We start from the raw sequence: 12,106 nt of genomic DNA, 5'->3' as shown, positions 1-12,106 counted from the left end.
GTTCGTTTCACACCTTGTCCCATCGGGTTCTCCATGTATTGGGGGGAAAGGTGTAAACCATATTCAGGACGGGACACTTCCATGAAAAAGGGCAGCCCGCGGGCTGCCCTTTGTTATTGTCGCTGACCGTCAGGCTGCGCTCTCCAGCTGCGCCAGATGGAAGGCGCGCCAGTTGCCGTCGGGCAGGTAGTGCTTGCCCTGCTGCCATTTGGGATCGTGCTGCACCACGTAGCGGTAGTGGTAGGCCTGCTGCTGGCCGACATAACGCCCCTGCACCGGGTCGAAGATCTCCACCTCGATGAGCTGGCGCAGATATTCGCTCTGGGGATCATCCTCGCCGTGGAAGTTCTCCATCTCGTCGAGCGCCGCGATGGCGGCAGGGAAGTCGTCCAGCACAAACAGCTCGCCATAGACCCAGTCATCCCCCTGCAGCAGGGCGGGGTAGCCCTTGTGCTGCAGGTGATAGAGAGCGCCGCGCACCCGGGCGCGCCGGGGCGTCTGGCTCACGTGGTGAGCCAGATAGCGGCGGTAGTTGAACAGCCCGTCCATCAGGCTGCCGTAGACGAACAGCGGGCGTGGCTGGCAAAGGCTCATGAGATCTCGCCGCCCACGACTTTGATATCGCCATCCTGCTGCAGCACCACCGCCTCGATGGCCAGCGCCAGCGCGCGGGTAATCTCGCTCATGGCGAGGCAGGGCTGGTTCACCTTGTCCGCTACCTGCTCGGTGATGTAGGGAACGTGAATAAAGCCGCCGCGCACCGCCGGGAACTCTTTTTCAATCAGGTAGTGCAGCTGGTACATGATGTGGTTGCAGACGAAGGTGCCGGCAGTGTTGGAGAGCGCCGCCGGAATGCCGTTCTCCTTGATGCGCTGCACCATTCCCTTGAGGGGCAGACGGGAGAAGTAGGCCGGTGCGCCATCGGCCTGAATCACTTCATCGATGGGTTGCTGCTGCTCGTTGTCGGGGATACGGGCATCGTCGATGTTGATGGCGATGCGCTCCGGGGTAATGGCGAAGCGACCGCCCGCCTGTCCGACGTTGATCACCACGTCGGGCTGGTGCTGACGCATCAGCTCCGCCAGCAGGGTGGCTGACTTGCCAAAGACGGTGGGGATCTGCGCCTTGATCACGGTGGCGTCCAGAATGGTCTCTGGCAGGCGTTTGACCGCCTCCCATGCCGGGTTGATGGGCTCGCCGCCGAAGGGGTCAAAACCGGTAATCAGTACTTTCATCATCTTCTCCCGAATGGTCAGAATGCCCAGAAATACATGAGGGCGATATGGATCAGCACCAGCGTCAGCGCCATCGGTACCTGCACCTTGATCACCTTGTTGAGATCCTTCATCTCCAGCAGGGCGGCGGGCAGGGCGTTGAAGTTGGCGGCCATGGGGGTCATCAGGGTGCCGCAGAAGCCGGCGGTCATCGCCAGCGCACCGGCCACCACCGGGTCACCGCCCTGGGCGATGACGAAGGGGATGCCGATGCCGGCGGTGATGACCGTGAAGGCGGCATAGGCGTTGCCCATGATCATGGTGAAGACCATCATGCCGAGGCAGTAGGCCACCACCCCGACGAAGGGGCTGCCGACCGGCACTACGGTGGAGATGCCGTGGGAGATGACGTCGCCGACGCCGGACTTGTTGAAGATCACCCCGAGCGCGGCCAGCAGTTGCGGCAGAATGCCGGTAATGCCGACCTGCTGGATCATCCGGTCGGAGTCACCCACTACGGTAGAGGGGGTGGCACGAGTCAGCAGTACCGTGATGACGAAGGCGATGACCGCCGCCAGACCGATACCGACCTGACCGCCAAGGGGGGTGAACTGGGCGATCACCACCGCCAGCACGGCCAGCAGGATGCAGGGGAGGAAGATCCGGTTGCCGATGCGGCTGGCGTGGCGCTGGGACTCCTCCTCGCTCGCCTGCTCCAGCTTGCCGATCTTCACCTGCTTGAGCAGGGTGATGACCCCCATGGCGAGGATCAGCACGCCATTGATGACATTGGGGATATAGCTGCCGAAGGCGAACAGCACACCCAGGATGGTCCAGAACAGGGCGGTACCGATTTTGGCCGGGTGGCTGGGGTCACGCAGGACGCGCCAGGCGCTGCTGAACAGGATGACGCCGATCAGCACATAAAAGAATTCGAGCATGTTGGGGATGAGGGTCGCCATTATTGTTGCCCCTCCTTGTCGCTGCTCACGGTATATGTCTTGGCCATCTGACGGTCAAACCACATATTGGAAATAGCCACCATCAGCAGGGCGATAATGGCGATCGGCATGGATGCCTTGGCAATATCGACGGCAGAGACGCTATATCCAAGAGATTCAAATGTGCCGACGATCAGCAATACCCCGGCGGAGGCGACGAAGGTATTCTGGGCAAAGAAGTTGCCGTAGTTTTCGGTGGCTGAAACCCTTGCCTTGATATATTCCTCGTCCTCTTCGCTTAATTTGCCGTGTACCTTGGTGGCGGCAGCCTGAGTCATGGGGTTGACCAGCGGACGAATAAATTGGGTGTGACCCTGAACCCGCACCGAGAAGAGACCGGCCAGTTCGCGGATAAACATATAGAGGGTCATGAACTTGCCCGGGGTGAGCTTCTTGATCCGTTCGATCAGGGTGACCGCCTGCTGTTTGAGGCCGTAGCGTTCACAGATGCCGATCATCGGCAGGGTCAGCAGAAACAGCGTCACCATGCGGTTGGAGACGAAGGCTTCCCCCAGCAGGGAGAGGCAATCGGTCATGGAGAGACCGGAGACCAGCGCCGTGGTGACGGCGGCCACCAGTACGACGGCCAGAGTGTCGAGTTTGAAATAAAATCCCAATAAAATAATAAGAATTCCGCTTAATTTAATAAATTCCAATTAATCACCTCGTTAAAGTGAATATTTATATGCATTTTGGGGTGGCCGAGCTGTTTATCATCTGGTTACTGCGATGGCAACAAAAAATCCCCAAAAAGGGATTCGATTGGTTTTATGTTGGGGGTTTTTGCCGGTTTATTGTTCGCTGGTAAATGGTGAGTCCTGCACTGTCCAGGCTTTTTTTTGCCCCCTAATCAGTCATTCAGATTATTTTGGGGAGCCTGGCGACAATATTGGGCTGACAATATGATCGCTATTCTCTTCCGTTGGTGGGTGATGGGGATTGTTGCGCAATGTCTATCTGGCAACCGTCAGCGAATGGCTGGGTATGACTGTGGTTGTGCGGAGCTGGGGTGAGGAAAGTGAAAGGGAGAGGCGGAGAGAACCGGTGGCGACGGCATCGCCACCGGTGCTGTCTCAGGGGGTCTGTTTGACCCAGATAAGCTGGTCGGTGGCAAAGCCCAGCGACTTCGCCTTGGCGATCAGCGCATCCACATTCGCCTTGGGCGGGTTGGGTGAGCGGGAGAGGATCCAGAGGTAGTCGTGGTTGTAGCTGGTCACCAGCGAGAGCTGGTAATCGGGGTCGAGGTCGATGACGTTGTAGCCGCCGTAGAAGGGGCCGAAGAAACTCACCTTGAGCCGCGCCTCGTCCGGGTTGCCGACGAAGTAGGCCTTGCCCTCGGCTTCGCGCCAGCTGCCATCGCTCTGCTTGCCGCGGTTGAGCACCTTGACGCCGCCATCATCCCGCAGGCTGTAGGTGGCGCTCACCTGCTCCAGCCCCCGTTCGAAGCTGTGGTCGAGGCGGGCAATCTCATACCAGGTGCCAAGATAACGATCGAGCTGGAAGCCGGTGACGGGGCGAATGCCGTCGGCAATCCCGGTACAGGCCGTCAGCAGTAAAGCGGTGAACAGGCAAAGCAGTGAACGCATAAGTAATCCCTCTCTTGTTATCCCTCGATGATGCGCAGCTGGCCATCCCGGAAGCGGGAGGCCTGATCCGTCGGCGTGCTGCCGAAGAAGCGCTTGTACTCCCGGCTGAACTGGGAGTTGCTCTCGTAACCGACTCTGGCCGCCGCGGTGCCCGCCTTGATGCCATCGTGCAGCATCATCATCCGCGCCTTGTGGAGGCGAAACGACTTGATGTACTGCAGCGGCGAGGTAGCGGTGACCGCCTTGAAGTGGTGGTGAAAGGCGGAGACGCTCATGTTCACCTCCCGCGCCAGCTCCTCCATGGTGAGGTTGTCGGCATAACGGGACTCTATCATACGCAGCACCCGGGCGATCTGGCCCACATGGTTGTGGCGATTGGCGAGCGCTTGCAGCGCCGGGCCGCCCCCCTCGGTGAGGGCGTGGAACAGCATCTCCCGCACCGTCTGCGGCCCCAGTACCCTGGCGTGCAGCGGGTTGTCCATCAGCTCGATCAGTCGCTCGGCGGCGCAAAACATGGTTTCCGACAGGGGGACCGAGTGGACGCCGCTCTTTTGTGGCGCGGGGGCGGGCAGGGCATCGCCCAGCTCCAGCAGCAGCTCTTGCAGGGTGACTAGATCGATCTCGATGGTAAAACCGATAAGCGGCTGCTCGGGGGAGGCGAAGCACTCGCACTCGCAGGGGAGCGGCAGGGTCATCAGCAGGTAGTGGTTGGGGTCGTAGCGAAACACCTGATCTGCCAGATAACCCACCTTGTGTCCCTGCAGGATAACGATCATCCGCGGTTGGTAGAGCACCGGGGTGCGGCCATGGTGCTCGGTGGTATAGATGAGGTTGACCTGTTTCACCGGTGATGGGGTGATGCCGGGGGCGGTGACGTGGCGGGTCAATCTGGTTGCGAGGTCGCTGTAACGGTTTTGCATGGGGGCTCTTTGATTCGACAGTTCCGATTTTCGCTGCTTTGTAGAAATAGGCAAGAATCAAGCAGGATGTTGCCTTGATGGTAGGGTGGTTCTGGAGAAAAATGCAATCACGATTTCGCGGCCAGGCCGCCCTGACTATCAGAAGAAGGCAATGTCGATGAACAACTTTACTCTCCATACCCCGACCAAAATCCTGTTCGGCCAAGGGCAGATCGCCCAGTTGCGCGAGCAGCTCCCGAGCGATGCCCGCGTCATGATCACCTATGGTGGCGGCAGCGTGGTACGCAGCGGCTTGCTGGAGCAGATCCGCAACGAGCTGGCCGGCATGACCCTGTTTGAATTTGGCGGCATCGAACCGAACCCGGCCTACGAGACCCTGATGGGCGCCGTGGAGCTGGCCCGTGCCGAGCGGGTCGACTTCCTGCTCGCCGTTGGCGGTGGTTCCGTGCTTGATGGCACCAAGTTTATCGCCGCTGCCGCGCATTACGATCTGGCCAAGGATCCCTGGCACATTCTCGAGACCGTCGGCAGCGAAGTGCGTTCCGCCATCCCGCTCGGTTCCGTGCTGACCCTGCCGGCGACCGGTTCCGAAATGAACATGGGCGCCGTCATCACCCGTCGCAGCAGTGGCGACAAGGTGCACTTCTTCTCGCCGTTCGTGATGCCGCGCTTCGCCGTGCTGGATCCGGTGCTCACCTACACCCTGCCCGAGCGTCAGGTGGCGAATGGGGTAGTGGATGCTTTCGTCCACATCGTGGAGCAGTACCTCACCTATCCGGTCAATGCCAAGGTGCAGGATCGCTTCGCCGAAGGCTTGCTGCTGACCCTGATCGAAGAGGGCCCCAAGGCGCTGGCCGAGCCGCACAACTACGAGGTGCGCGCCAACATCATGTGGAGTGCCACCATGGCATTGAACGGTCTGATTGGTGCCGGTGTGCCACAGGACTGGGCCACTCACATGCTGGGTCACGAGCTGACTGCCCTGCACGGCCTCGACCACGCCCAGACTCTGGCGGTGGTGCTGCCTGCCCTGCTGCAGGCCAAGCGCAAACAGAAACATGCCAAGCTGCTGCAATACGCCGAGCGGGTGTGGGGTCTGAACAGCGGCAGCGAAGCGGAGCGCATCGACGATGCCATCGCCGCGACCCGCGACTTCTTCGAGCGGATGGGAGTCAAGACCCGACTGCGCGACTACGGTCTGAAAGATCTGGGTATCGATACCCTGATCGGCAAGCTGGGTGAGCACGGTATGACCCGTCTGGGCGAGCACGGCGATATAGATCTGGTGCAGAGCCAGCATATTTATGAAGCGGCCTGGTAAGGGCCGCCAATCGGTGCCAAACGGGCGAAACGATTGAATTGCCGGGGCCCTCTCCCGCCATCTGGCGGCTGAGCGGCCCCGCTTTTGTTGGGAAAATGTTACTTTTCGGCGTTTCGCTGCGAGAAGTGAGACGAAAGCGGATTTCGTAAGAACAAAAAACGCTAAGATAGAGGGCCGGTAAAACATTTTTTTTGACTGGTTGGATCACTTTTTTCAGCCGTTTTTACTGGTATAAGCCTCTAATTTGGTTTGTTTTTTTTAATCGTAGCCAGGGATGGGCTGAATTCTGTACGAGTGCCGTCGGGACTGCGGTTGTAATAAAACTCCAAAATTTGATACTAATCACCTTCGCGCCTGAAAAGCGGGGGCCTGACCATGACAGGAGGTTGAGGTAAAGCCTACTGATTTTCATAACAAAGAGCCCTGGACCTGCACTTTGGTCATGTCTTGTTTCGTCAGAAGTGAGACACTGGGCAGCGATTGTTTATTAACCATCAGGGAATAGTCATGCAGATTGGAATACCGAGAGAGAGTCTCGCCGGTGAGACCCGGGTCGCAGCGACCCCGGCTACCGTCGAGCAGCTGAAAAAGCTCGGCTTCGAGGTCGCCATCGAGACCGGCGCAGGCCTGTCGGCCAGCTTCGATGATGCCGCCTTCGAGGCTGCCGGTGCCAGCGTGGTGCCGAATGTCTGGCAAGCCGACCTTATCTTCAAGGTCAATGCGCCGACCGATGCCGAGATCGCACAAATTAAAGATGGCGCCACTCTGGTGAGCTTCATCTGGCCTGCCCAGAACCCTGAGCTGGTCAAGAAGCTGTCCGAGCGCAACATCAATGTGATGGCGATGGATATGGTGCCGCGGATCTCCCGTGCCCAGTCCCTCGATGCCCTCTCCTCCATGGCCAACATCGGTGGCTATCGCGCCGTGGTTGAAGCTGCGCACCAGTTCGGTCGCTTCTTCACCGGTCAAATCACCGCAGCCGGTAAAGTGCCGCCTGCCAAGGTACTGGTGATCGGTGCCGGTGTTGCCGGTCTGGCTGCCATTGGTACGGCCGGTTCCCTCGGTGCCATCGTGCGTGCGTTCGATACCCGTCTGGAAGTGGCCGAGCAGATCGAATCCATGGGTGGGGAATTCCTCAAGCTCGACTTCGGTGGCGAAGATGGCGCATCCAGCGATGGTTACGCCAAAGTCATGTCCGATGAGTTCATCAAGGCCGAGATGGAGCTGTTCGCCCAGCAGGCCAAAGAGGTGGACATCATCATCACCACCGCCCTGATCCCGGGCAAGCCGGCTCCCAAGCTGATCACCAAAGAGATGGTCGACAGCATGAAGCCGGGCTCCGTCATCGTGGACATGGCCGCTCAGGCCGGCGGCAACTGCGAATACACAGTGCCGGGCGAACTGCATGTCACCGACAACGGCGTCAAGGTGATTGGTTACACCGATCTGCCGGGTCGCCTGCCTGCCCAATCCTCCCAGCTCTACGGTACCAACCTGGTCAACCTGATGAAGCTGATGTGCAAGGAGAAGGACGGCAACGTTGCCATCGACTTCGAAGACGTGGTTCAGCGCAACATGACGGTGATCCAGGCCGGTGAAGTGACCTTCCCGCCGCCCGCTATCTCTGTCTCTGCCGCCCCGCAGAAACCTGCTGCCGCCAAACCGGCCGCCAAGAAAGAAGAGGCCAAGCCCTCCAACAAGAAGTTCGTGTTCGGTGCCCTCGGCATCGCCGCCTTCGGCTGGATCGCCTCCGTTGCCCCGGCAGCCTTCCTCTCCCACTTCACCGTATTCATCCTGGCCTGTGTGGTCGGTTATTACGTGGTGTGGAACGTATCGCACGCCCTGCATACGCCGCTGATGTCGGTCACCAATGCCATCTCCGGCATTATCGTGGTCGGTGCCCTGCTGCAGATCGGGCAAGGGTCGACCCTGGTCACCGCGCTGGCGTTCGTCGCCGTGCTGATTGCCAGTATCAACATCTTCGGCGGTTTCACCGTCACTCAGCGCATGCTGAAGATGTTCCGTAAGGATTAAGGGGGTTTAACGTGTCTCAAGGACTGGTAACAGCATCCTATATCGTTGCCGCCGTGCTCTTCATCCTCAGTCTCGCGGGACTGTCGAAGCAAGAAACGGCCAAGCATGGCAACCTGTTCGGTATCGCGGGTATGGCTATCGCCCTGCTCGCGACCGTGTTCAACCCGGAGACCAGCGGTGTTCACTGGATCATCCTGGCCATGGTGATTGGCGGTGCCATCGGCGTGCGTCTGGCACTCAAGGTCGAGATGACCGAGATGCCCGAGCTGGTGGCCGTGCTGCACAGCTTCGTGGGTATGGCGGCAGTGCTGGTGGGCTTCAACAGCTTCATCGATCTGCACCCCTCTGCACCTGCTGAGGTGGTCGTCTCCGTCGGTTCCAACCTGGATGCCACCCTGGCAGCCGCCCGTGCGGCGTTCGAGCAGGCCAACAGCGTTGCTCAGGTCGAGCACCTGACCGGCGCCATGCTGAACATCCATTTGGTCGAGATCTTCCTGGGCGTCTTCATCGGTGCCGTGACCTTCACCGGTTCCGTGGTTGCCTTCGGCAAACTGCGCGGTCTGATCTCCTCCAAGCCGCTGATGCTGCCGCACCGCCACAAGCTGAACCTGCTGGCCGTGGTCGCTTCTCTGGCGCTGATGGTCTACTTCGTCAACGCGGGCGGCTCTACCTTCGCCCTGCTGGTGATGACCTTGATCGCCTTCGCCTTCGGCTGGCATCTGGTTGCCTCCATCGGTGGCGCAGACATGCCGGTGGTGGTCTCCATGCTGAACTCCTACTCCGGTTGGGCGGCGGCGGCGGCGGGCTTCATGCTCTCCAATGACCTGCTGATCGTCACCGGTGCCCTGGTGGGTTCCTCCGGTGCGATCCTCTCTTACATCATGTGTAAGGCGATGAACCGCTCCTTCATCTCCGTGATCGCCGGTGGCTTCGGCTCCGATGGCGTGGCCTCCACGGCTGATCAGGAGATGGGCGAATACCGCGAAACCAGCGCCGAGGAAGTGGCTGACCTGCTGAAGAACTCCAGCTCCGTCATCATCACCCCGGGCTACGGTATGGCGGTGGCACAGGCTCAGTATCCGGTTGCCGAGATCACCCAGAAGCTGCGTGACCGCGGCGTCAAGGTGCGCTTCGGTATCCACCCGGTTGCCGGTCGTCTGCCTGGCCACATGAACGTGCTGCTGGCGGAAGCGAAAGTCCCGTATGACATCGTGCTGGAAATGGACGAGATCAACGAGGACTTCGCCGATACCGACACCGTGCTGGTGATCGGTGCCAACGACACCGTCAACCCGGCCGCGATGGAAGATCCGGGCAGCCCGATCGCCGGTATGCCGGTGCTGGAAGTGTGGAAAGCGCAGAATGTCATCGGCTTCAAGCGCTCCATGAACACTGGCTACGCCGGTGTCCAGAACCCGCTGTTCTTCAAGGAAAATACCCAGATGCTGTTTGGCGATGCCAAGGCCAGCGTCGAGGCAATCCTGAAAGCACTGTAAGTGCCATTCAGAGAGTGGATATCAAGGAGGCTTCGGCCTCCTTTTTTATTGCCCATCCCTTGTATATCCTCAATCCATACGGACCATGAGGGATCTCCATGATGTGGTGTCAGGGTTGGCGAAGGATCGGGTGGTACGGCTGGCTGCTGGCATCTCTTCTCGTCGGTGGCATGGCTATGGCTCATGACAAGCCGACCCTGACCATATTGACAGAACTGTGGCCCCCCTATGTGATGCACAGCGACAAGGGGGAGCTGGTGGGCGCAGATCTCGAGCTGGCTCGCACCGTGCTGCAGCAGCTCGGCTATCGCACCGAGGTGAAGGTGCTGCCATGGAAGCGGGTGTTGCAACAGGCCCGCCTCGGGCAGGGGGATGCGGTACTCGACGTCTTCTATAACAAGGATCGCCAAGAGTGGCTCCACTATCCCGAAGAGCCGCTCTCTCGTAGTGGCGAAGTGCTCTTCTATCCGGTGGATCGTCCGGTGAAATTCGAGCAATTATCCGACCTCAAGGGGTTGCGGATCGGCATTCAGGCCGACTATGCCTACAGCCCCGATTTTCTGGCCGATGAAGGGGTGATCAGGGTCGCCATGACGGGCGATGGCAAGATGGTCAAGCAGTTGCATCTGATGATGGCCGGCCGACTGGATGGTGTCGTGCTCAATGAACAAGTTGGTCGTTATCTGCTGCGTACCCAGGGGCTGCAGGATCAGGTGTTCAATGGTCGCCGCCTGCTGACCGACGATAACCGCAACTTTCTCGGATTTACCCACAAGCCCGGCCATGACCAGTTGGCGAGGCGCTTCTCGGCTGCCTTGAAACAGTTCAAGCAGACCCCGGCCTACCAGCAGCTGCTGGCCCGCTATCATCTCTAGGTGACTCCATCGTCTGTGCGTTGCATCACAAATTGTCGCGCTTTGTTAAAAGACGGGCATAATGGCGCTAAAAAAGCGATGTTGCGCAACTTAATTTGATTTTATTGATATTAGAATCAAATTAAGTTGATTTGCATGGGGCAGTCATCAGACGGCCACCTCTCTCGCGACGCCTTGGCGACGCGCTCCTGCTTGATGTTGATCCCGTGTCACCCTTTTTTGCCATGCTGTTGCCTGTGGCGATGACAGGCATTGCGCCACCAAGATGAGAATGCACAGATGAAACCACAATGGACCGACTTTATTACCCTGCTCAAGCGTGAAGTGGTGCCGGCCCTGGGCTGTACCGAGCCGATGTCGGTGGCGCTGGCGGCGGCCAACTGCCGCAAGCTGCTGGGGGAGACTCCGACCCGCATCAGCGTCTGGGTCAGTGGCAATCTGTTCAAGAACGGCATGGGGGTCGGAGTGCCGGGCACCGGCATGATCGGTCTTCCGGTGGCCGCTGCGGTCGGCATCACCGGCGGCAACCCGGATGCCGGGCTGGAGGTGCTCAAGACCCTTACACCAGAACAGGTGGAAGCGGCCAAGACGTTGCTGCCGGTCATCAAGGTGGATGTGAAGGATGTGCCGGACGTGCTCTATGCCGAGGTGCTGGCCGAAGTTGAAGGGCACAGTGCCCGGGTGGTGATCTGTACCGACCACACTCGCATCATCCTGATGGAGAAGGATGGCGAGGTGCTGATGGCGCAGGCCAGCGCTCCCGGCGTGCAGATCCAGCCGGCCAAATCCGCCAAACCGGCCATGACCCTGCGGGAGATCGTCGATTTTGCATTGGAAGTGCCGCTGGCGGAGATCGACTTTATCCGCGATGCCGCCACCATGAATCAGGCGCTGGCAGATGAAGGGTTGCAGGGTTACGGCCTGAAGATCGGCAAGATCCTCACCGAGCAGGTGGAGCGCAAGCTGCTCTCCGACGATCTGATGACCCTGGCCATGCGCCTCTCCTCCGCTGCCTCCGATGCGCGGATGGATGGCGCCATGCTGCCCGCCATGTCCAACTCCGGTTCCGGCAATCAGGGCATTGCCGCCACCATGCCGGTGGTCGCGGCCGCCCGCTTCCTCAAGGCGAGCGACGAGCCGCTGACCCGGGCGTTGGTGATGAGCCATCTGGTGGCCATCTACATCAAGACCTATCAGAACAAGCTGTCGGCCCTCTGTGCCGCCAGTACCGCCGCCATGGGGGCCGGTGCCGCCATCACCTGGCTGCTGGGCGGCCAGTATCAGCAGATCAGCCACTGCATCAACAACATGATTGGCGATGTCTCCGGCATCATCTGCGACGGCGCGGGCAGCGCCTGCTCCATGAAGGTCTCCACCTCCACCTCGGCGGCGGTAAAGTCTTCGCTGATGGCCATCAACAACCTGCACGTCCCCCAGAGCGAGGGGATCGTCTCCGACGATGTGGACCAGACCATCGCCAATCTGGGCCGCCTCTCCAAAGAGGGGATGCTGGATACCGACATCGAAATCATCAACATCATGCGAGCGAAACAGCAGAAGCAGTGAATCTGTGACAAGGGGGCGATAGACCCCCTTGTTCTTGTCACGACGGCGCAGACCGTCTGACACGGTTGCCAGGGCAAGCATGGCGCTTGCTCT

General features: G+C 59.7%; 11 protein-coding genes. 5 read left to right on the top strand and 6 right to left on the bottom strand.

Going from position 1 to position 12,106, the window contains the following annotated elements:
• Positions 1 to 129: 129 nt before the first annotated feature.
• The 6 genes from G5179_RS18605 to G5179_RS18580 form a co-directional block, all read right to left on the bottom strand.
• Positions 130 to 594, bottom strand: a complete 465-nt coding sequence (locus G5179_RS18605; protein WP_215806574.1) for a gamma-glutamylcyclotransferase family protein — start codon at positions 592 to 594, stop codon at positions 130 to 132.
• Positions 591 to 1,238, bottom strand: a complete 648-nt coding sequence (pcp, locus tag G5179_RS18600; protein ID WP_421223002.1) for a pyroglutamyl-peptidase I — start codon at positions 1,236 to 1,238, stop codon at positions 591 to 593. Before pcp ends, G5179_RS18605 begins: the two co-directional genes overlap by 4 nt.
• Before the next feature lie 14 nt (positions 1,239 to 1,252).
• On the bottom strand, positions 1,253 to 2,176 hold the full coding sequence (locus G5179_RS18595; RefSeq protein WP_216952266.1) for a DUF979 domain-containing protein: 924 nt from the start codon (positions 2,174 to 2,176) through the stop codon (positions 1,253 to 1,255).
• Positions 2,176 to 2,871 (bottom strand): DUF969 domain-containing protein, encoded by a 696-nt coding sequence (locus G5179_RS18590; protein WP_005341931.1) that lies wholly within the window; start codon positions 2,869 to 2,871, stop codon positions 2,176 to 2,178. The genes G5179_RS18595 and G5179_RS18590 overlap by 1 nt, the downstream gene beginning before the upstream one ends.
• A 417-nt stretch (positions 2,872 to 3,288) precedes the next feature.
• Positions 3,289 to 3,801: a lipocalin family protein gene (locus G5179_RS18585; protein ID WP_421258881.1), complete on the bottom strand. Its 513-nt coding sequence runs from the start codon at positions 3,799 to 3,801 to the stop codon at positions 3,289 to 3,291.
• Positions 3,802 to 3,818: 17 nt separating this feature from the next.
• On the bottom strand, positions 3,819 to 4,721 hold the full coding sequence (locus G5179_RS18580; RefSeq protein ID WP_005339751.1) for an AraC family transcriptional regulator: 903 nt from the start codon (positions 4,719 to 4,721) through the stop codon (positions 3,819 to 3,821).
• A gap of 157 nt (positions 4,722 to 4,878) precedes the next feature.
• Between G5179_RS18580 and yqhD the strand changes: the two genes are divergently transcribed.
• The 5 genes from yqhD to G5179_RS18555 all read left to right on the top strand — a co-directional run bounded on the left by yqhD (position 4,879) and on the right by G5179_RS18555 (position 12,013).
• Positions 4,879 to 6,042, top strand: a complete 1,164-nt coding sequence (gene yqhD / locus G5179_RS18575; protein ID WP_040070066.1) for an alcohol dehydrogenase — start codon at positions 4,879 to 4,881, stop codon at positions 6,040 to 6,042.
• 507 nt (positions 6,043 to 6,549) lie between these two features.
• Complete coding sequence (gene pntA / locus G5179_RS18570) at positions 6,550 to 8,076, top strand: Re/Si-specific NAD(P)(+) transhydrogenase subunit alpha (RefSeq protein ID WP_005357557.1); 1,527 nt, start codon at positions 6,550 to 6,552, stop codon at positions 8,074 to 8,076.
• Positions 8,077 to 8,087: 11 nt separating this feature from the next.
• Positions 8,088 to 9,572: a Re/Si-specific NAD(P)(+) transhydrogenase subunit beta gene (gene pntB / locus G5179_RS18565; protein ID WP_069526987.1), complete on the top strand. Its 1,485-nt coding sequence runs from the start codon at positions 8,088 to 8,090 to the stop codon at positions 9,570 to 9,572.
• 98 nt (positions 9,573 to 9,670) lie between these two features.
• Complete coding sequence (locus G5179_RS18560; RefSeq protein WP_047440371.1) at positions 9,671 to 10,447, top strand: substrate-binding periplasmic protein; 777 nt, start codon at positions 9,671 to 9,673, stop codon at positions 10,445 to 10,447.
• 279 nt (positions 10,448 to 10,726) lie between these two features.
• Complete coding sequence (locus tag G5179_RS18555) at positions 10,727 to 12,013, top strand: serine dehydratase subunit alpha family protein (protein ID WP_421258880.1); 1,287 nt, start codon at positions 10,727 to 10,729, stop codon at positions 12,011 to 12,013.
• Positions 12,014 to 12,106: the final 93 nt, after the last annotated feature.

Source organism: Aeromonas sp. 600886 (assembly GCF_049174935.1).
GTDB lineage: Bacteria > Pseudomonadota > Gammaproteobacteria > Enterobacterales > Aeromonadaceae > Aeromonas > Aeromonas veronii_A.
This window is presented reverse-complemented; position numbering and strand designations above follow the sequence as displayed.

Coding starts and splice junctions, on each gene's coding strand:
- G5179_RS18555 (WP_421258880.1), top strand. CDS start 10,727: ATGAAACCACAATGGACCGACTTTATTACCCTGCTCAAGCGTGAAGTG.
- G5179_RS18595 (WP_216952266.1), bottom strand. CDS start 2,176: ATGGCGACCCTCATCCCCAACATGCTCGAATTCTTTTATGTGCTGATC.
- G5179_RS18560 (WP_047440371.1), top strand. CDS start 9,671: ATGATGTGGTGTCAGGGTTGGCGAAGGATCGGGTGGTACGGCTGGCTG.
- yqhD (WP_040070066.1), top strand. CDS start 4,879: ATGAACAACTTTACTCTCCATACCCCGACCAAAATCCTGTTCGGCCAA.
- G5179_RS18585 (WP_421258881.1), bottom strand. CDS start 3,801: ATGCGTTCACTGCTTTGCCTGTTCACCGCTTTACTGCTGACGGCCTGT.
- pntA (WP_005357557.1), top strand. CDS start 6,550: ATGCAGATTGGAATACCGAGAGAGAGTCTCGCCGGTGAGACCCGGGTC.
- G5179_RS18580 (WP_005339751.1), bottom strand. CDS start 4,721: ATGCAAAACCGTTACAGCGACCTCGCAACCAGATTGACCCGCCACGTC.
- pcp (WP_421223002.1), bottom strand. CDS start 1,238: ATGATGAAAGTACTGATTACCGGTTTTGACCCCTTCGGCGGCGAGCCC.
- G5179_RS18605 (WP_215806574.1), bottom strand. CDS start 594: ATGAGCCTTTGCCAGCCACGCCCGCTGTTCGTCTACGGCAGCCTGATG.